Here is a 19,662-nt window from a genome sequence, read left to right as displayed (position 1 = left end):
GATGCCTGCGGGCCTTAATTTTGCAGCTCATACTTCTTAAACATGAGCAAAACACTGTTTGAAATTCCCTATTCCGTTCTTGATCTGGCTACCGTTATTGAAGGGCATTCGCCCGCCGACACCTTCAGGAAAAGTGTAGACCTGGCGCAACATGCAGAAAAGTGGGGTTATACCCGTTACTGGCTGGCTGAGCATCATAACATGATCAGTGTGGCCAGTTCTGCTACTTCGGTAGTCATCGGTCATATTGCAGCGCACACTTCCTCGATCAGGGTTGGTTCCGGTGGTATCATGTTGCCCAATCATTCTCCGCTGATCATCGCCGAGCAGTTCGGTACGCTTGAATCGCTGTTCCCCGGCCGCATAGACCTTGGCCTGGGCAGGGCACCTGGTACTGACCAGGTTACGGCGATGGCCATACGCGGAGAGCGGTTCAGCGGCCCCAATGATTTTCCCAAAGATGTGCTCCGGCTACAGAAATATTTTTCAGCAGACAACTCCATAAGCGCTGTAAGGGCCATTCCCGGAGAAGGCCTCGATATCCCCATCTGGATACTTGGTTCCAGCACAGATAGTGCGCACCTTGCTGCCGCTCTTGGATTACCTTATGCTTTTGCCAGCCATTTCGCACCTGCACAATTCCTGACAGCCATTGACATCTATCGGAAAGAATTCAGACCTTCCGCCCAGCTGGCCCGGCCTTATGTACTGGCCTGTGTTAATGTTGTTGCTGCAGATACCGATAAGGAGGCAGATTACCTGATTACTTCTCTGTACCAGTTGTTCAAAGGCATCGTTACCGGAAAGCGCAGGCTGTTGCAGCCACCTGTACAGAATATGGAGAAGATATGGGATATTTATGAAGAAGCACAGGCCAGTCAGATGTTGTCCTGTACTTTTGCGGGCAATAAAGATACGATATCACAGGCCTTGCAAAAATTTGTAAATCAAAGCGGTATCGATGAGCTGATGGCTACTTCACATATTTATGATCACCAGGCCCGTCTGCGTTCGTATGCGTTGTTATCAGAGGTTTTCCGGGGCGTCTGAACAAGTTCTGTTCCTGCGTTTTGTTCAGCAGCTGCTGTAACGGGAATTTAAGGGCTTTTTATTACTTTTGCTGTGCAAAAACTATATAATTCTTAGACCAGCGGGGAATGAATACTAAACAGGCTTATAATATCTGGGCTGCACAATACGATACAAATGACAATAAAACCAGGGATCTGGAAGGACTTGCACTAAAGCTTACGCTTGCGAGTGCTCCTTTTCATAAAGTACTTGAGATTGGTTGTGGCACGGGTAAAAATACCGAATGGCTCATCAACCGCGCAGCCCTGATTACTGCGGTAGATCTTTCGGACCAGATGCTGGCCAGGGCAAAGGACAAAGTCGTTTCCAACAGGGTACAGTTTAAACAGGCCGACATTACTTCCCGCTGGAATTTCCGTGACGGACTTTATGATCTGGTGACTTTCAGCCTGGTGCTGGAACATATCGAAAACCTGGACTATATTTTTAATGAAGTCAGCAAGTCACTTAATCCCGGAGGATATGTTTACATAGGAGAGTTGCATCCATTTAAACAATACAGTGGTACAAAAGCCAGATTTGATACTGAAGAAGGCAGACAGGTCGTGGACTGTTTTAACCACAATGTTTCGGATTTTATCCAGGCGGGCAAAAAGCATGGTCTTTCCCTGGTTGACCTTGAAGAGTATTTTGACGACAATGACCGTAGCGAAATCCCAAGAATTTTAACCATCTTGCTAAAGAAAAATTAATTGTCTTCCAGTAATAAAGCACACGATATGGAAAAAGCGATCTGGCTGGGTTTGTCTGCCCTGATTTTTATGTCGGCAGATGTATATGCGCAGACGGGTGCCTTAAAGCAGGGCAAGAACGGGTATAGTGCTGTAGTGCAGAAAAAAAAGGCTGTTGAGAAAGATACAGGTAAACGTGATATGAAGACGAAAGCAGTGATCAACCACATCGCCGTTTATGTAGAGGATATACAGAAATCCACAGATTTTTATAAAAATGTATTTGACCTGGAGGTTATTCCTGAGCCTTTTCACGATGGCAGGCATACCTGGTTTTCACTTGGAGCCGCGGGTCACCTGCACATCATTTCCGGAGCCAGACCTGGTGTGGTACATGACAAGAACGAGCACCTGTGCTTCAGTGTACCTTCTGTTACCGAGTTCATCAGTAAGCTGAATGCCCGTAATATTGCTTATGAAAACTGGGCCGGTGACCAGCAGGCAGTTACAAGCAGGGTGGACGGCATTAAGCAGATTTATTTTAAAGATCCCGATGGTCATTGGCTGGAGGTTAATGACGATTATCCAAAGCCGTGAAATACCTGGTCGTCTTGTTCTGTATCTATTTGCAGGCATTATTTTTAATGCCTTGCAGTGATATATATGGACAGGACGTTCAGCAACAGCCCGGATCGGAAATTGGCCCGGGGGAAAGGCATGATACACACGCTGCCGATATTTGTACACCGTTTTGCAGTTGCAACTGCTGCAACATCAGTTTTGCCGGCAAGGTACATCCTGTATTGCTGAGCATACCGAAGCCGCTCACTTTTGCCAGAAAAATCTATGCGGTAAAAGACACCTTACTGATTTCCTTTTATCTCGGCAACATCTGGCAGCCGCCTAAGATTACTACTTAACATTTTGGGGCTTTAACGCCCGCGGAATTTCATTGGCGTTGCGTGTCCGTCAGACATGCAGGCCGTTTTAAGTATTAATTCGATGCAAGGTGTTAGACAATATAATCAGATTTAGCATAGGCAATAAGTTCATTATTGGGTTAATGACACTGTTGCTGATCATATGGGGCCTTTGGAGCGCCTCACAACTGCCTGTAGATGCAGTACCCGATATTACCGATAACCAGGTCCAAATCATTACTGTTTGCCCGACCCTGGCAGGTCAGGAAGTGGAGCAACTGGTTACCTTTCCGGTTGAACAAAGTATCGCCAATATTGCGGGCCTGGAAGGGACAAGGAGTATTTCCAGGTTTGGTCTTTCAGTAATCACGGTGGTCTTCAGGGAAGACGTAAATATTTATTTTGCCAGGCAACTGGTGAACGAACAGCTGAAGCAGGCGCGGGAACAAATACCTGAAGGCATAGGTAGTCCCGAACTAGCACCGGTAAGTACCGGGCTCGGTGAAGTTTACCAGTATATCCTTCATCCTAAAAAGGGAAGTGAGAAAAAGTACAATGCAAAAGACTTGCGGACCATGCAGGATTGGATTGTACGCAGACAGCTTAACGGAACGCCTGGCATTGCAGAAGTAAACAGTTTCGGTGGAGAATTGAAAGAGTACGAGGTTGCCGTTAATCCCTCGCGCCTCCGTGCACTTGGCGTTACGGTTACCGATATATTCAATGCGCTGGAACAAAATAACCAGAACACGGGCGGAGCATATATCGATAAAAAGCCGAATGCCTATTTTATCCGGGGTGTGGGCTTAGTGACTTCACTTGAAGATGTGCGCAAGATCGCAGTAAGGCAGCAGAAGGGAACCATTCCGGTTTTCATCAGGGATGTTGCTGAGGTGCGATTTGGCCATGCCGTAAGATATGGAGCGCTGACTTATAACGGAGAGGTGGACGCAGTGGGAGGGGTGGTCATGATGCTGAAAGGTGCGAACAGCAATGAGGTGGTAAGAAGTATTAAGGCGAAAATCCCCGTTATCCAGAAATCACTGCCGGAAGATGTTGTGATTGAACCTTACTTAGACAGGACCGACCTGGTAAACAGGGCAATGCGTACGGTAGAAAAGAACCTGATTGAAGGAGCATTGATCGTGATCTTCGTGCTGCTTGTCTTCCTGGGTAACCTCCGCGCAGGACTGATTGTTGCTTCCGCCATCCCTTTATCTTTACTGTTTGCCCTCGGAATGATGAAGGTGTTTGGGGTTAGCGCCAACCTGATGAGCCTGGGGGCGATAGATTTCGGATTGATTGTGGATGGTGCGGTGATCATTGTTGAGGCAACACTGCACCACCTGGGCTTGCGCAAATCGATAAGCAGGCTTACCCAGGCAGAAATAGACAAAGAAGTGTTTGCGTCTGCTTCGAAGATCAGAAGCAGTGCCGCATTTGGTGAGATCATCATCCTGATTGTTTATATCCCTATCCTTACTCTGGCAGGAGTAGAGGGGAAAATGTTTGTGCCTATGGCCAAGACGGTGGGGTTTGCAATCCTCGGCGCACTGATGCTCTCGCTTACGTATATTCCGATGATGTGCGCATTATTCCTGTCAAAGAAGAATGTACACAAAAGGACATTTTCCGACAAGATGATGGACCGGTTGCAGGCGATTTATCAGCCTTTGCTGCAAAAAGCCATTCGTTTCAGGGTTGCCGTTATTACAACATCAGTGGCTGTATTTTTTCTGAGCCTTTGGGTTTTCAGCAGAATGGGTGGGGAGTTTATTCCGCAGTTGCAGGAGGGCGACTTTGCCTTTCACTGCATCCTTCCACAGGGTAGTTCCCTTAGTCAGAGTATGGAGACTTCTATGCAGGCCTCACGAATCATCAGGCAATTTGAGGAAGTGAAGATGGTGGTCGGCAAGACCGGATCGGCAGAGGTTCCAACTGATCCTATGCCACCTGAAGCTACTGACCTGATTATCGTGCTGAAACCCCGGGAACAATGGATATCTGCTAAAAGTTATCATCAGTTGGCCAATGAGCTTCTTGAGCGTCTGGAGGTTATTCCGGGTGTCTTCTTCGAAAAGAACCAGCCGATCCAGATGCGTTTTAACGAGCTCATGACGGGCATCAGGCAAGATGTTGCGGTGAAGGTCTTTGGAGAAAATATGGATACGCTCGCTATGCTGGCTGAAAAGGTTGCAAGGACTGTGCAACAGGTGGAAGGAGCTACTCAGCCGCAGGTGGAACGTGTGGGCGGCCTTCCTCAGATCAATGTAGAATATGACCGTACCCGTCTGGCCAATTACGGGCTTACTGTCGAAAATGTAAATGATATTTTAAGTACAGCGTTTGCAGGAAAATCTGCCGGTCAGGTGTTTGAGAATGAACGTAGGTTTGATCTCGTAGTAAGGCTGGACAGTACGTTTCGGAAGGATATCGCGGATGTAAATAACCTGGTAGTGCCTACCAGCACCGGGGTGCAGGTGCCTTTGTCCCAGGTGGCAAAAATTGAGTATAAATTAGGTCCGTCACAGATCAGCAGGGAATCGGGCAAACGTCGTATCGTGGTTGGGTTTAATGTGGAGGGCAGGGATGTGGAAAGTGTAGTTGGGGACATCCGGCAGAAACTTGACCAGCAAGTTAAACTGCCACCAGGATATTATTTTACCTATGGAGGGCAGTTTGAAAACCTGAGGGCGGCTTCTGAGCGGCTTGTCATAGCGGTACCGGTATCATTGCTGCTGATCTTTATGCTGTTGTATTTTACCTTCAATTCAGCCAGGCAGGCCCTGCTCATTTTTATGGCCATTCCGATGAGCGCGATCGGGGGGGTATTCGCTTTGCTGATCAGGGATATGCCTTTCAGCATAAGCGCAGGGATCGGGTTTATTGCCCTTTCTGGCGTTGCAGTGCTTAATGGCATCGTGCTGATCGGTACTTTCAATCAGCTGGAAAAAGAGGGAATGGCTGACGTGCTCAAAAGGGTGAGTGAAGGTACCAGGATACGGTTGCGTCCGGTGCTCATGACGGCTACGGTTGCGTCGCTTGGATTTTTGCCTATGGCCATCAGTAACAGCGCAGGAGCAGAGGTGCAGAAACCACTGGCCACGGTTGTGATCGGCGGCCTGGTGACGGCAACTTTACTCACTTTGTTTGTGCTACCCTTGTTATATATCGTTTTCAGTTCAAAGCTTAAGAAAGTACGGGTGGGGCCCGTTGCAGGTATGATAATTATCCTGTTCATGCTCGTACCAAACCTAACCTCTGCACAGGCCAGGCGAGTGAAAACAGTGAATGAGGCCCTTGCCCTTGCCCTGGAAAATAACGGGGCTGTCAGGGCCAGAGGCCTTGACGTAGCGGCCGGTAAGGCATTGCTTAGAACTTCAGGTGAGTTACCTAAGACTGAAGTGAATGCACAACTGGGCCGGTATAACAGTAATGCCTTCGACCAGTCCTACCAGGTTTCGCAACGCATCCCATTCCCAACCTTGTTCGGAGCCAGGAAGGGTTTACTACAGGCAGAGCTGAAAGCGAGGGAAATTGCGAGGGAACTTTCGATCAATGAACTGAAGCGCGAAGTGCGGGCTGCTTTTTATGAGATCAGATACCTTCAGGCCTGCCGTGTACAGTTCCGGAGGCTTGACAGTCTGTATCATGAGTTTATCCGTGTAGCAAGGTTGCGTCATGCCGCCGGCGATACCAGACAAACAGATGTCAGTGCCGCTGAGGTCAGATATGGTGAGATCAGCCTGCTCGTCAGGCAAAATGAAGTGGACCTGGAAGCGGCATCCCGTCAGCTTAGCAGTTTGTTAAGCGTACAGGGAAATCTTGAAATACCCTTTGAAGAGAAATTCATACCCCTTGAGCCCGAGTTTGCTGCAGACAGTGTTACTTTTTCCGCAAACCCTTCTGTAAGGGCGCTGCTGCAGGATGCTGAGGTTGCTGCGCAGAATAAAAGGGTGGAACGGGCACAATTGCTGCCCGATATCAGTCTGGGGTATGTTAATCAATCGCTGACCGGCTTTCAGAATATAGGTGGTGAGGAAAAGTATTTCGGGCCGGCAAACAGATTTGGTTCATTCAGCATCGGCCTCAGCCTTCCCCTCAGTTACGGAGCAGGCAAGGCACGGGCAAGGTCTTTTGAATATCAGCGGCAGTCTGCGGAGGCCAGCGCCAGGCAACAAAAGGCCGTAATTCATGCACAGGCTTACAATGCAATGGCCCAGTACCGTCAGGATCTGGAACAATTCCATTATTATGAACAAAAGGCGTTACCTAATGCGAGGCAGATTGTAGCCGCCGCTGAACTCGGTTACCGTACGGGCGATGTGGGATATGTAGAATACCTTTACGCGTTGCAAACAGCGACAGATATTGAACTGAACTATCTGAAAAGTATCCGGCGATTGAACCAGTCAGTCATTAATTTTTATGTCATTACCAATCAATAACAGCAATGAAAATCATCTTTAAAACAATAGTTTACCCATTCGCAGTCTTTTTTTTTCTGACGGTAGTGCAAGGATGCGCGGGCGGAACCGTCCATACCGATAAGAAGCAGGAAGAGGCGGGAACAGAAACGCAAGAACACCGGCAAGATGTACCCCGGACTGCCACTGCCACGCTCAGCGCAGAACAGATTAAAGCGGTAGGTATTACTTTAGGCCGTATTGAGCGCAAGGAACTTACCGCAACCATTACAGCCAATGGAATGCTGCGTGTACCCAATAACAGCAAGGCAAATGCGACGGTACTTTATGGTGGTGTCATTAAGTCTATAGAGGTCCAGATCGGCGATGTAGTTAAGAAGGGACAGGTTGTCGCTGTTGTGTCCAATCCCCAGTTTATTACCTTACAGGAGGAATATGCTTCACTGGGGAGCAGGATTACGCTGGCTGAACAGGAAATGCAGCGGCAAACTCAATTGAATGAAGGTAATGCCGGTATTAAAAAGAACCTGCAGTCTGCCACGGCCGAACTGTCAAGCCTCCTTAGCCGTAAGGTTTCACTGAGTGAACAACTGCAACTGATGGGCCTTAATCCAGACCGTACCGGCACCGGGCATATTCAATCTTCATTGGTGGTTACCGCGCCGATTGGCGGGACTGTCAGCGACATCTTTGCAAAGATCGGTAGTTATATTGACGTAGCTAATCCCATTGCAGAGATCGTAGACAACAGCTCACTGCATCTTGATCTCCAGGTTTTTGAAAAAGATCTTCCGCTGATGAAGGTCGGGCAGGTGGTACATTTTACGCTGACTAATAACCCAACTTCGGAATATGACGCAAAGGTGTTCAGTATCGGATCTTCTTTTGAGAACGAAAGTAAGACCATCGCTGTACACTGCAAGGTCGTGGGTAACAAGCAGGGGCTGATCGGGGGAATGAACATTACCGGGATAGTGAGCCTGAATAATGTAGTAGGACCAGCGGTTGCCGACGGAGCAATTGCCGAAGATGACGGCAGGTACTACATCTTCGTATTAACAGAAGAGAAAGCTGCCGGCATACCTGTTGAACCACAGCATAAGGAGGAAAAGATGCACTTTGAAAGGATAGAGGTAATAAAAGGAGTGTCGAATATGGGATACACTGCCGTTACCCCGCTGAAGGACATTGCGGGCGCGGCCAGGATAGTGACCAAAGGCGCATTTTTCGTCAATGCGAAGCTGGGCGGGCCAGAAGGGCACGAGCACTAAACTGCTGATGTACAGAATAAAGGTTTATATTTATACTCATTTAGTACCATGGATTACATCAGATACAAACAATATCATTCTGCCTGCGGAGACTGTTGCGGGGCAGAATCACAGGCTGACTCCCCGCAACCGGATGGGCATCGGGGCCATAAGCACAAGGATGACCATGAGCACGGCGCAGATAATCATGGTAGTTGGACCGTACACTGGCCGTTGCTTGCGGCGCTGTTCATCCTGATGGTCATGCTGGTATTGGAATACGGCTTTGATGTCATCCCTGAACGCTGGTTGGGGCTGGTAATTTATATAACTGCCTACCTGCTTTCCGGTTATGAGGTGTTGCTGCTCGCTTTCCGAAAGGCGCTCCGACTGGATTTCTTCAATGAGTTTTTCCTGATGAGCATCGCCACTTTAGGTGCCTTTGCGATCGGCTCCTATAGCGAGGGTGTAGCGGTTATGGTCTTTTACTCAATAGGGGAATGGTTCCAGGATACTGCTGTGAACAACGCGAAGCGGAGTATTAAAGCTTTGCTGGATATCAGACCAGACCAGGCGACCGTATGGAGAGATGGCATATGGAAAACGTTGGACCCTGCAGTGGTACAGATAGGTGACCGGGTGCAGCTGAAACCAGGCGAGAAAGTTGCTGTAGATGGTATACTGCTTTCAGAACACGCTGCTTTCGATAGTGCTGCATTGACGGGTGAAAGTAAACCAGATACAAAAGAGAAAGGCGGTGCGGTATATGCAGGTATGATCAACCTGAACCAACTGGCCGAGGTAAGCGTGACCGCGTTATTTAAAGACAGTAAACTGAGCAGGATACTGGAAATGGTGCAGGATGCCACGACAAGGAAGTCGCAGACGCAATTGTTCATTTCCCGCTTTGCGAAGATATATACCCCTATCGTATTCTTTCTTGCCCTGCTGGTCGTATTACTGCCTATGGCTTTTGTTGCCGATTATACCTTTCGTGACTGGTTATACCGGGGCCTGGTATTCCTGGTGATCAGTTGCCCCTGTGCCCTTGTGGTATCCATACCACTTGGATATTTCGGTGGCATTGGTCTGGCTTCCCGTCATGGTATCTTGTTTAAGGGGGCGAATTACCTGGATGTGATGACAAAGGTAGATACAGTCGTCGTAGATAAGACGGGTACGATGACCCGTGGCGTATTCAGGGTACAGCAGGTTGTTGCTGCGGATATTTCCGTTGAGGAACTGCTACAGTTTGCCGGTGCTCTGGAAAGCAAGTCTTCACATCCGGTTGCCCTGGCAATTGTGAGCTATGCGCAGCAAAACATTAATGTGCCACTACCCAGACTGGAGGTTTCTGCCCTGGAGGAAATTGCAGGCCATGGTCTTAAAGGCCGCGTAGAAGGGCATGAAGTGTTGGCAGGCAATACCCGCTTGCTAACGAAGTTTGGTGTAAGTTATGCGCACAGCCTTAATGAGGGGGTGGATACCATGGTGATGATCGCTGTTGACGGTAGATATGTGGGACATATTATTATTGCAGATGAACTGAAGCCAGATGCTGCGGAGGCAGTAAGCGGCCTGCATGCCTTGAGCATCCGTGTGGTTATGCTGAGTGGAGACAAGCAGGAAGTTGCAGATCGTGTTGCCTCAGAACTGCAGATAGACGAAGTGTATGGCGGCCTGTTGCCGGAAGACAAGGTAGGTAGGGTACAGGCGCTGAAAGATGGAGGGAGCAAGATGGCCTTTGCAGGGGATGGTGTAAATGATGCACCAGTAGTGGCATTGGCTGATGCAGGGATTGCCATGGGCGGCCTGGGGAGTGACGCTACTGTCGAAACCGCAGACATCGTGATCCAGAATGACCAGCCTTCCAGAATCGTAACCGCAATCAAAGTGGGCAGGCTTACACGTCGTGTCGTATGGCAAAATATCGTCCTGGCGATGAGTGTAAAACTAATTGTGCTGGGATTGGGTGCCGGGGGAGTAGCTACACTTTGGGAAGCCGTAATTGCCGATGTAGGTGTAGCGCTGCTGGCGATATTGAATGCAGTGAGGATACAGCACATCAGCATCAGGGAACAAGAGTTGTTATCTTAATGTCAAACAAAAAAGGGATGCCGCAGCTGTGGCATCCCTTTTTGAGATAAACCTGTATTCAGGTCCTATTTTAAGTTCGAATAGTATTCAACGAACTTGGCCAGCGCAGATGAATAGCCCCATTCGTTATCGTACCACGATACCACTTTTACAAAGTTATCGCTCAGAGAGATACCAGCCTTTGCATCAAAGATAGAAGCATGGCTGTCGCCGATAAAGTCTGAAGAAACCACTTCATCTTCGGTATAACCCAGAACACCTTTCAGCTCACCTTCGGAAGCCTCTTTCATGGCTTGTTTAATCTCTTCATAAGTAGCTGGTTTTTCCAGGCGTACGGTCAGGTCTACTACAGACACGTCTGCCACAGGAACACGGAAAGACATACCGGTCAGTTTGCCTTTCAGTTCAGGAAGTACCAGGCCTACAGCCTTAGCTGCACCGGTTGATGAAGGGATAATGTTGGAGAAACCACCGCGGCCGCCTCTCCAGTCTTTTGCTGAAGGACCATCTACAGTTTTCTGGGTTGCGGTAACGGCGTGGATGGTGCTCATCAGGCCTTCAGCAATGCCCCATTTGTCATTCAGTACTTTAGCGATCGGCGCCAGACAGTTCGTAGTACATGAAGCATTAGATACGATGGTCTGGTCAGCGGTCAATTTGTGGTGGTTTACACCCATGACGTAAGTGGGGGTGTCGTCTTTTGCAGGAGCGGAGAACACTACCCTTTTTGCACCGGCTGCCAGGTGTTTTTCTGCATCAGCCTTAGTCAGGAACAAACCTGTCGATTCAATTACAGTCTCTACACCTACATCTCCCCATTTCAGGTTTGCAGGATCACGCTCAGCAGTAATGCGGATGGTCTTGCCGTTAACGACCAGATTTCCGTCAGCTACTTCGATCGTTCCTTTAAACTGACCGTGGGTAGAATCATATCTTAACATGTAAGCCATGTAGTCCGGCTCAACAAGGTCATTGATCGCTACGATGTCGAGTCCTCTTTCTAATGCGGCCCTGAACACCAGTCTGCCGATACGGCCAAAGCCGTTTATTCCAATTTTGCTCATCTTAATTGTATTAATTTGAATAGTAGTTTAGTAAATTATAAATCGGTTCTTTAGTTATTGATGTAATTTCCAGGTTGTAATTTGCTGCAGTAGTACGCAGTTCTTCCTGAAAGTTTCCTGCGACTATACCTACAAAGTGTATCTGTTTGTCCGGATGTTGCCTTATTACGGGGAGCAGATAGGTACTGAAGTATTTCTCAAATGCGTTATTGACAATCCCCTGAATATAGGTATGATCACGATTTTCCAGGAAGAAATCGAAAAAGGAACTGAGGAATTGCTGGGCCAGAGGTTTCTTGTATATTCTCTCCAGTATCTGGGGCCTGTCCAGACTGTACCGGGTCTCAAACTTCTGATAAATGTCCAGCGGCATTTTTTTCTGTATAAATCCCCTCAGCAGTATCTTGCCAAGATAGTTGGAGGAACCCTCATCGCCCAGTATATACCCAAGACCAAAATTGTTTTTTTCCAGGTTCCGGCCGTCAAAGTACGCGCAATTGGATCCGCTTCCCAGGATACCCACAATACCATTGTGGTGATAACAGGCAGAAATTGCGGCACCGTAAAGATCGTCTCTGACTGTAATTTTACTGTTTTTAAAGAACAGGCCAAGTGTATCGGCCAGTTCCTGCCTGCGCTCGGGTGATGAAGCTCCTGCTGCAAAAGCATAAATCCTGCGGATGCTTTCTGCATGGTTGACCAGCGTTACCTTTTTATTGAGGAACTGCAGGATGGATTTCTGATCATTGAAACAGGGGTTGATTCCCGGCATGGTACATTCGGCAATGGTCTTACCGTCCCTGGCGATTTTCCAGAAGGCAGTCTTTGATCCGCTGTACACTACCGCTATCATCAATATTATATGGACAGTACTTTTGTCATCTCCAGCAAGTCGCTTTCCAGCTTAAAGCTATGTTTATTCAACGCTTCCTCCAAACTGGTGGTCGCAATCTCGTTACCGCGTAGACCCACCATATGCATGGTCGTACCCTTCAGCAGTTCATTTACGGCAGCAAAACCAAGCCTGCTGCCCAGAATGCGGTCGAAACTGCTAGGACTGCCGCCCCTTTGCAGGTGGCCCAGTATCGTTACTTTGGTATCGTAGTGGTTAAAACGTTCTTTCACCGCCTTAGCAATGTCATATGCACCCCCCGCTTTATGGCCTTCGGAGACAATCACGATACTGGAGGATTTTTTAGTCGAGGCACCGATTTCAAGCTGAGTGATCAGCTCGTCAATGCTGGTATGTTTTTCAGGCAGCAATACAGCTTCAGCCCCACTTGCAATCGCGCTCCTTAAAGCGATGCAGCCAGAATCCCTGCCCATTACTTCTATAAAGAAAAGACGGTCATGCGAGTCTGCTGTATCCCTTATCTTATCAATGGCATCAATCACCGTGTTGATGGCCGTATCATAACCCAGCGTAAAATCTGAACCATAAAGGTCATTATCTATCGTCCCCGGAACACCCATTACCCTTACACCATGTTTCTTTGCAAAGCGCTGAGCACCGGTAAAGGTGCCGTCGCCACCGATAACAACTAGCCCATCTATATCCCTGGACTTCAGGTTTTCAAATGCGATATCAAGGCCCTCGTCTGTTTTAAATTCAAGGCACCGCGCTGTTTTCAGCATAGTCCCGCCCTGATGGATGATGTTACTTACCGAGCGTGCATCCATCGGGAAAATGTTGTTATTGATCAGCCCCTGGTAGCCCTGCAAAACACCAAAAACGTTTGCGCCATTATAGATGCCGGTTCTCACTACCGCCCGTATACAAGCGTTCATTCCCGGGGCATCTCCACCTGAGGTTAATACTGCAATATTCTTAATATTTGGTTTCATCATTTATTTATACGAATATAGCGTGTATGTTTTACACTAAGTAATTTATTTTGTATTTTTCTATGTAAAACGAAAACAAGTATATTTATTTGCTTCAATATTTATAAAATTAATATTTTGAAAGAAAGTCTACCAAAGTTTGATTCTACTTTTTCAATTGATTGTGTGGTATTCGGGTTCGATGAAGGAGAATTGAAAATTCTTTTGATCGAGCGGAATGAAGAGCCCTTTAAAGACTGGTGGGCCTTACCCGGCAACATTGTAGGAGAGCGTGAAAGCCTCGATCAGTCCGCCTCAAGAATACTCAGGGAACTTACGGGGCTCACCAATATCTATATGGAACAGTTTTATACCTTTGGTGACGTCAATCGTCACCCTCAGGGAAGAGTGGTCAGTATAGCTTATTATGCGTTACTCCGTTTAGGTGGCGAGAAATCGCTCAAACCAATGAGTAATTATGCCAAACAGGCTTACTGGAGAAATGTAAAAGACCTTCCGAAACTGGCCTTTGATCATCAGCAAATTTTCGAAAAGGGCCTGGAAAAGATCAAGAGAAGGATTAAGCATCAGCCCATCGCTTTTGAGCTTCTTCCGGAGAAGTTTACACTTACCCAGCTCCAGAATGTATATGAAGTGATCCTGAATAAGAAACTTGACAAACGCAATTTCCGAAAGAAGATGCTGAGCTTCGGTGTACTGAAGGATCTGGAAGAAAAGCAGCAAGGCGTGTCTTTCCGGGCAGCTACGCTGTATAAGTTTGACAAGCGCAAATATGCAAAGCTTTTTGGAAAGGAGATTTCCTTTTAGCCGTGGGAAACCGTGCGTGTTGGCTTCCTAAAGATGTTGCTGAAATTACAAAAGCCCTGTGTTTCCACGGGGCTTTTGTAAATTAAAAACCAGTAGTCTTATTTCTTGCCGGCAATGTGCAGGTGGTAGTCGACCAGGTCATCTATCGGTGAACGGATGATCTTGCCGACCCCCATTTCATAACGGTCTGCTACCACGCTCAGGATGTCGCGGAAGCTGTAACCAACTGAACCTACGCAGTTCAATGTATATTCTTTGTAATTCGGATAATGTGTTACCAAAGCGTCGAAGAATGCTGTAAAGGCATAGTCAACCGTCGAATAAGTATAATCTTCGTAGTTATCCTTAAAATCATAAAGGAATTTACTAAAGCTTGCGCAGAAACGGTTAGGCAGAGGCTTATTATAGATGTGGTCAAAAATATCCTCATTGGTGAGCGCGAAGTTATCGTAGAAACTCTCTCTTAACCCTTTGGGCATATAGCCTTTCATATAGTCAGAAAGGATCCGCTTTCCAATATAGCAGCCACTACCTTCGTCACCCAGAAAATAACCCAGGGAATCAATATTCAGTGTAATGTCCTTACCGTCATACAGACAGGAGTTGGTACCTGTGCCAAGTATGGCTGCAAAACCAGACTCATCACCCAATAGCGCCCTGCATGAAGCCAGGAGATCATGACCTATGTTGATCTGGGCATTGACAAAGACCTGCTTCATGGCATCCGCAACAATCTTGCGTTTGGCGTCGGTAGAGCAACCCGCACCGTAATAGTTAACTTCGGTGAGTTTTTCTGTTTCCAGGTGTTCCGGGAGTGAAGCCCTGAGTGACTCAACAATATATTCCGTGCTGGAAAAATAAGGGTTGTACCCTTCGGTATTAAAAAGGATCTTTCTTCCGGCCTCATTAATCAAGCACCAATTGGTTTTGGTAGAGCCACCATCTGCAATAACTATCATCTCAATTTGTTTTTAGTGGGGTAAAAGTAAATAATCCTGACACTTTGGTATGGTTTTTTTTCATAAATTTAATTTATAGGTTTGGTTTTAAAATAAAAAAATCGGGTTTCAGCTATGTTTTAAGGGGTTTTCTTCAGGATTTCCCCGAATCTCCGAAGTTACCATATTGTTAAAAAAACACTAAGCCTAAAATACACTTAGTATTTTAAAATCCAAATACTGTTTTTTTTTAGTTTAAATCGGGAAAAAGGACGAATTTTAGCGACGTCAAAACTATGTTTACAGGAATAATAGAAACACTTGGCGAAGTCGCCGGCATCAGGGAAGAGGGGACTAACCTCCATTTTACCATTCGTTCAGATATCAGTCGCGAATTGAAGATCGATCAAAGCGTTGCCCATAACGGCGTCTGTCTCACTGTAGTCGCCTTATCAGAAGGTATGCATACTGTCACGGCCATAGCGGAAACATTGCAGAAAACGAACCTGGGATTGCTACGGCCCGGAAGTAAAGTTAACCTGGAACGCTGTATGCTCATGAACGGACGCCTGGATGGTCACATTGTCCAGGGCCATGTCGACCAGACGGCAATGTGTGTCAGGCGCAGCGAGCTGGAAGGCAGTTGGGAATACCGGTTCCGATACAACAGCGCTACGGGTAATATTACTGTAGAGAAAGGCTCTGTATGTATCAATGGTATCAGTCTGACGGTCGTAGGGTCGGAAGAAGGGGAATTCTCTGTATTCATTATCCCCTATACTTTTGAACATACCAATTTACAGGAAGTCAATGAAGGTGATACCGTCAACATCGAGTTCGATATCATCGGCAAGTATGTTGCCCGCCTGACCGCGCGTTCAGCTAGCGTTTGAGTTCCTCAATCTTGTTGTTAATGAACCTGATCAGCTTAGCCTGTTTCTGCTTATCCAATGTCTTCAGGTACTGTTCATAGTAGCTGATCGCACTCTTTTTGTCGTTGCGCTTGTTTTCATATAACAGCGCAATATTATACAGCAAACTGCCGTCATTTTCAAAATCGAGGCCTTTTTTATAAGCTTTATCCGCTTCGTCATTTTTATTGAGGTTCTCATACGAATCACCCAGCAGGCCATAGTAGCTGGCCGCCATCGGCGATACGCCGGTTTTAATTGCCTTCTGGAGATAGGTTACCGCATTGATATAGTCCTTTATTCCACGGTAACTGCGTGCGATATTAAAATAGGTCGCTTCCTTGTCTTTGCTACGTGTTTCGGTGAGGAGGAAACAACGCAATGCATTCTGGTAGTCAAGGCTCAGATAATATGCTTTTCCGAGATTTTCCAGTACAAATACAGAACTATCGCGATGTGCCAGTAGAAATTTCCCGGTTTCTATGGCCAGGTCATATTTTTTAACTGCAATATTAACCGGCAACTTCACTTCAAGCAGTTTCAGATTAGTACTGTCGGCGGCCAGCGCCGCATCCAGCACGGCACTGGCACGGTCATAAAACTCCATCCGCAGATAGGCCTGCGAGAGTTCAAGCGCAATTTCACCATCCGCATTATTCAGATCATTGGCTTTGCGCAGGTATTTGACCCTGTTAATGTCCAGCGCATTCTTGCTGAGCAAGGCCAGTTGTTTGATGGCATTGAAATTCGTACTATCGATTGCGAGGATTGCCTCATACCGCTCTTTAGCCTGCTGCACATCTCCCTTTTGGCTGCTGACGGCAGCCAGGCCGGATAATACCTGGATATTTCCGCTGTCAATTGTATTTAGCTTCAGGTATTGTTTTTCCGCTTCGGAAAGCCTGCCGGCCATTAAATAAGCATAGGCAAGCAGTGTGAGTCCCTTTTTACTTTCTGTTTCTGGTTTGTAAAACCCCTCCAGATAATTTACTGCTTCCGTATACTGCTGCGCACTATAATAATCGAGCAACCTGCCATCGTCAACCTTGACGCTATCCTGAGCTTGCAGTGAAGAAAGGGAAAGCAAAAAGATCAGTACCGTTAATGTCCGTTTCATCATTTCAATGTGTGTGTCCTGCAAAATAAGCAATTACATGGCCAAAGCCCTCACCCATCTGTTTTTTTATGAAAACATAATTGCCCAGACAACGGTTTAAGGCAGAAAAAAGAAGGCTTATTCGTTATCAGGCTTCCTGAGGTACGTCAACAGGAAGGTAGATAAAGAATTTTGAGCCCTTTCGGGGTTCACTTTCCACTGTGATCTTTCCGTCATTGCGCTCGACAAATTCTTTACATACAATTAGTCCTATGCCTGTACCCTTTTCGTTCATCGTACCCCTGGTAGATTGACTTTCTGTCGTAAACAGCGTTTTTATTTTATCCTTGTCCATGCCAATGCCATTGTCTGCAATACAAAGACGGATCATTTGATTTCCAGAATATACTGCGGTGATATGGATGGTACAGCCTTCATGACAGAACTTTATCCCATTGTTTAACAGGTTCCGTACGACGATCTGTATCATCAGGATATCGGCGTATACCATTTCTCCGGGAAAGACATCCTGGATGATCTCTATCTTTTTGGCCTTTGCAGAAGGCATATGATAATTCACTTCGTTGACGATCAGGCCTTTCAAATCAAAGAATTCCTTGTTGATTCCATAGCCTTTCATCTGGCTCCTTGACCAGTGCAGGATATTTTCCAGTAAATCTGTTGTATAGAGTATGTCCTTGCTGAGATTAGGCGAAAGCTCCTTGAATTCCTCTATGCTGATCTGGTCGTTGGATATCATCTTCAGCACTTCGGATAGATTGACCAGCGGAGCCCTGAGGTCGTGCGAGATGATAGAAAAGATCCTGTCCTTCTGCTGGTTAAGCTGGCGCAATTCTTCAGCCTGCGCTTTAGACTTCAGCGAATCTGCCCTGAGTACGGTAAGGTCCTGCAATTTGATGATCACCGCATCATTGTTAATCTTATTTTCATTCAGGTAGCCGATGTCTGCCTCCAGATCAAATTGTTCGCCGGGAACACTTACTTTGAGCTCGATTTTTCCCTGACGGTGCCCGTCCAGAAAATCAAATAGGTCCTCTTGTCCGGGAAACAGTTTGTCTACAGGCATTCCGATCACTTTATTGCCCAGGTGTGAGGGAATATATTTTTTGAATGCCTTGTTGTGATCAATAACCCGAAGATGGTTGTCAAGTACCAGAAAACCATCCTGCATCAGGTCCAGTACTTTTTCCCTGGCAACCGGTAGGATGTCAAAGAGCCGGAACCTGTAAATAGCCAGTGAGATCAGGAAAATCGTGGCAATAAAGGCAAAGGGGGTCAGATCCAGGTTTTTCATTGGCCTCAGACCCGCCAGATAGCAAATGTTGGTCAGCCAGGGGATCATCGCCGAAACAATAATGCTGTAATTTTGCCGCTTGTAAATAGGATCTGCCTTTCGGAATTTAACAATAAGCATATAGCTGCCAACCGCCAGCAATGCGTAAAAATAAACCGTAAAAAGCCAGTAGGACAGACCTCTTTCGATCACTACCGTAGGTATGTCCTCGCTATAGTCAAGATAATAGTTTTTATAGTGGAGGTGGTGGTACGTGTTGGTCCAAACCAGTAATACTGTAATGACCGGTACCGCTATCAACAAGGGGAGCCTTACCCTGTGCTTATACCAGTTCTCTTTTCCCGAAAGTTTCAGACAGAAAAGGAACCAGGTAAGCGGCAGCGCGGTAATGCCGAGGTATTCGATGTTGATAAAGGTTTTGACCTGGTCGAGTGTAGAGCTGGCCAGTTCAAAACCATATCCAAGCGACCATATGGCGTTCGCCAGCATCATCAGTCCAAAGAACCTGACAGCCTCGCCGCCCTTTTTATATACATAGTAAGAAAGAAAGAGCGTAGCAGAGCCGCAGAAAATAAGAATAACAGAAAGGAAATTGAAGTTAAAATCCATTATCCCTGGGATAAACTACGTAATTTTATCTCAAATAAACGGAAAAACCTTTATATATTAGTTTTGTTTTAAAACAAAAAAACTTTATACCTTTCGACATGAAGAAAATAATCCTAACGATGTTATTTGCCGGCATTAGCCTTGCCGGTTTCAGCCAGGTGCTCCCAAGTTTCCAGTTGGGAGTGAAGGCAGGGGCAAACTTGTCCAAACTCAGTACGGAGAATACTTTCAGCAGCGATAACAGGGCTGGCTATTATGCAGGTCTTTGGGCACGTATCGGTGCTGCTGGCATTCATCTGCAGCCTGAACTTTATCTGAGCGGCAAAAATACAACCCTCAAGGATGCTAATGGTCAGGAAAACAAGGTGAAATTTACCAGCATGGATATTCCGGTGCTCGTAGGTACCAAGATCGGAGCAGCCGGAATTGGTGTGCGGCTGAATACAGGTCCCGTGGTTTCCTTTATTCTCGACGATGAACAATCATTCAGTGATGCTGCCAGCAATGCCTTTAAGGGAAATTTTAAAGGACAAAATATTGCCTGGCAGTTCGGCGCAGGTCTGGACATACGCAACCTGGGCGTAGATCTGCGTTATGAGGCAGGTCTTTCCAAGATCGGA

Annotated in this window: 16 protein-coding genes; 10 read left to right on the top strand and 6 right to left on the bottom strand. The window is 46.7% G+C overall.

What is annotated here, in order from left to right:
- Positions 1–42: 42 nt before the first annotated feature.
- From P2W84_RS03985 to P2W84_RS03955, 7 genes are all read left to right on the top strand, one after another.
- Positions 43–1,050 (top strand): LLM class flavin-dependent oxidoreductase, encoded by a 1,008-nt coding sequence (locus tag P2W84_RS03985; protein ID WP_276088812.1) that lies wholly within the window; start codon positions 43–45, stop codon positions 1,048–1,050.
- A 107-nt stretch (positions 1,051–1,157) separates the two neighbouring features.
- Positions 1,158–1,784 (top strand): class I SAM-dependent methyltransferase, encoded by a 627-nt coding sequence (locus tag P2W84_RS03980; RefSeq protein ID WP_276088811.1) that lies wholly within the window; start codon positions 1,158–1,160, stop codon positions 1,782–1,784.
- A 27-nt stretch (positions 1,785–1,811) separates the two neighbouring features.
- Positions 1,812–2,360, top strand: a complete 549-nt coding sequence (locus tag P2W84_RS03975) for a VOC family protein (RefSeq protein WP_276088810.1) — start codon at positions 1,812–1,814, stop codon at positions 2,358–2,360.
- The gene (locus P2W84_RS03970) at positions 2,357–2,683 is read left to right on the top strand and encodes a DUF6660 family protein (protein ID WP_276088809.1); all 327 of its coding nucleotides are present in this window, start codon (positions 2,357–2,359) and stop codon (positions 2,681–2,683) included. Before P2W84_RS03975 ends, P2W84_RS03970 begins: the two co-directional genes overlap by 4 nt.
- Before the next feature lie 89 nt (positions 2,684–2,772).
- The gene (locus tag P2W84_RS03965; RefSeq protein ID WP_276088808.1) at positions 2,773–7,131 is read left to right on the top strand and encodes a CusA/CzcA family heavy metal efflux RND transporter; all 4,359 of its coding nucleotides are present in this window, start codon (positions 2,773–2,775) and stop codon (positions 7,129–7,131) included.
- Positions 7,132–7,136: 5 nt separating this feature from the next.
- Entirely contained in the window at positions 7,137–8,381 is a 1,245-nt protein-coding gene (locus tag P2W84_RS03960; RefSeq protein WP_276088807.1) for an efflux RND transporter periplasmic adaptor subunit, read from the top strand.
- Positions 8,382–8,429: 48 nt separating this feature from the next.
- Positions 8,430–10,457, top strand: coding sequence for a heavy metal translocating P-type ATPase (locus tag P2W84_RS03955; protein ID WP_276088806.1), 2,028 nt, complete (start codon positions 8,430–8,432; stop codon positions 10,455–10,457).
- 65 nt (positions 10,458–10,522) lie between these two features.
- Here P2W84_RS03955 and gap read toward each other — a convergent pair whose 3' ends face one another.
- The 3 genes from gap to pfkA are packed head-to-tail and all read right to left on the bottom strand — an operon-like array spanning position 10,523 to position 13,366.
- A complete protein-coding gene (gap, locus tag P2W84_RS03950) occupies positions 10,523–11,521 on the bottom strand; it encodes a type I glyceraldehyde-3-phosphate dehydrogenase (RefSeq protein WP_276088805.1) in 999 nt (332 codons plus the stop codon).
- A gap of 10 nt (positions 11,522–11,531) precedes the next feature.
- On the bottom strand, positions 11,532–12,374 hold the full coding sequence (locus P2W84_RS03945; RefSeq protein WP_276088804.1) for a hypothetical protein: 843 nt from the start codon (positions 12,372–12,374) through the stop codon (positions 11,532–11,534).
- Between the two features lie 5 nt (positions 12,375–12,379).
- The gene (pfkA, locus tag P2W84_RS03940) at positions 12,380–13,366 is read right to left on the bottom strand and encodes a 6-phosphofructokinase (RefSeq protein ID WP_276089032.1); all 987 of its coding nucleotides are present in this window, start codon (positions 13,364–13,366) and stop codon (positions 12,380–12,382) included.
- 117 nt (positions 13,367–13,483) lie between these two features.
- Between pfkA and P2W84_RS03935 the strand changes: the two genes are divergently transcribed.
- Positions 13,484–14,173 carry an NUDIX domain-containing protein gene (locus P2W84_RS03935; protein WP_276088803.1) on the top strand — a complete coding sequence of 230 codons (690 nt, stop codon included), beginning with the start codon at positions 13,484–13,486 and terminating at the stop codon, positions 14,171–14,173.
- A gap of 98 nt (positions 14,174–14,271) precedes the next feature.
- On the opposite strand, the gene P2W84_RS03930 is transcribed toward P2W84_RS03935, so the two are convergent.
- The gene (locus P2W84_RS03930; protein ID WP_276088802.1) at positions 14,272–15,132 is read right to left on the bottom strand and encodes an N-acetylglucosamine kinase; all 861 of its coding nucleotides are present in this window, start codon (positions 15,130–15,132) and stop codon (positions 14,272–14,274) included.
- Between the two features lie 275 nt (positions 15,133–15,407).
- On the opposite strand from P2W84_RS03930, the gene P2W84_RS03925 reads away from it, so the two are divergent.
- Positions 15,408–16,004 carry a riboflavin synthase gene (locus tag P2W84_RS03925; RefSeq protein WP_276088801.1) on the top strand — a complete coding sequence of 199 codons (597 nt, stop codon included), beginning with the start codon at positions 15,408–15,410 and terminating at the stop codon, positions 16,002–16,004.
- Here P2W84_RS03925 and P2W84_RS03920 read toward each other — a convergent pair.
- Together P2W84_RS03920 and P2W84_RS03915 are read right to left on the bottom strand one after the other, a co-directional pair.
- Positions 15,994–17,139: a tetratricopeptide repeat protein gene (locus P2W84_RS03920; RefSeq protein ID WP_276088800.1), complete on the bottom strand. Its 1,146-nt coding sequence runs from the start codon at positions 17,137–17,139 to the stop codon at positions 15,994–15,996. The genes P2W84_RS03925 and P2W84_RS03920 overlap by 11 nt on opposite strands.
- 127 nt (positions 17,140–17,266) lie before the next feature.
- Entirely contained in the window at positions 17,267–19,042 is a 1,776-nt protein-coding gene (locus tag P2W84_RS03915) for a histidine kinase N-terminal 7TM domain-containing protein (protein ID WP_276088799.1), read from the bottom strand.
- A gap of 98 nt (positions 19,043–19,140) precedes the next feature.
- On the opposite strand from P2W84_RS03915, the gene P2W84_RS03910 reads away from it, so the two are divergent.
- A partial coding sequence (locus P2W84_RS03910; RefSeq protein WP_276088798.1) for a porin family protein occupies positions 19,141–19,662 on the top strand: 522 nt, incomplete at its 3' end.

It is taken from the genome of Pedobacter sp. JY14-1, assembly GCF_029269825.1.
In the GTDB taxonomy this organism is placed as follows: domain Bacteria; phylum Bacteroidota; class Bacteroidia; order Sphingobacteriales; family Sphingobacteriaceae; genus Pedobacter.
This window is presented reverse-complemented; position numbering and strand designations above follow the sequence as displayed.

Excerpts from the sequence above, each read along its gene's own strand:
- P2W84_RS03985 (WP_276088812.1), top strand. The coding sequence starts at position 43 with ATGAGCAAAACACTGTTTGAAATTCCCTATTCCGTTCTTGATCTGGCT.
- P2W84_RS03980 (WP_276088811.1), top strand. The coding sequence starts at position 1,158 with ATGAATACTAAACAGGCTTATAATATCTGGGCTGCACAATACGATACA.
- P2W84_RS03975 (WP_276088810.1), top strand. The coding sequence starts at position 1,812 with ATGGAAAAAGCGATCTGGCTGGGTTTGTCTGCCCTGATTTTTATGTCG.
- P2W84_RS03960 (WP_276088807.1), top strand. The coding sequence starts at position 7,137 with ATGAAAATCATCTTTAAAACAATAGTTTACCCATTCGCAGTCTTTTTT.
- P2W84_RS03955 (WP_276088806.1), top strand. The coding sequence starts at position 8,430 with ATGGATTACATCAGATACAAACAATATCATTCTGCCTGCGGAGACTGT.
- gap (WP_276088805.1), bottom strand. The coding sequence starts at position 11,521 with ATGAGCAAAATTGGAATAAACGGCTTTGGCCGTATCGGCAGACTGGTG.
- P2W84_RS03945 (WP_276088804.1), bottom strand. The coding sequence starts at position 12,374 with ATGATAGCGGTAGTGTACAGCGGATCAAAGACTGCCTTCTGGAAAATC.
- pfkA (WP_276089032.1), bottom strand. The coding sequence starts at position 13,366 with ATGAAACCAAATATTAAGAATATTGCAGTATTAACCTCAGGTGGAGAT.
- P2W84_RS03930 (WP_276088802.1), bottom strand. The coding sequence starts at position 15,132 with ATGATAGTTATTGCAGATGGTGGCTCTACCAAAACCAATTGGTGCTTG.
- P2W84_RS03925 (WP_276088801.1), top strand. The coding sequence starts at position 15,408 with ATGTTTACAGGAATAATAGAAACACTTGGCGAAGTCGCCGGCATCAGG.
- P2W84_RS03920 (WP_276088800.1), bottom strand. The coding sequence starts at position 17,139 with ATGAAACGGACATTAACGGTACTGATCTTTTTGCTTTCCCTTTCTTCA.
- P2W84_RS03915 (WP_276088799.1), bottom strand. The coding sequence starts at position 19,042 with ATGGATTTTAACTTCAATTTCCTTTCTGTTATTCTTATTTTCTGCGGC.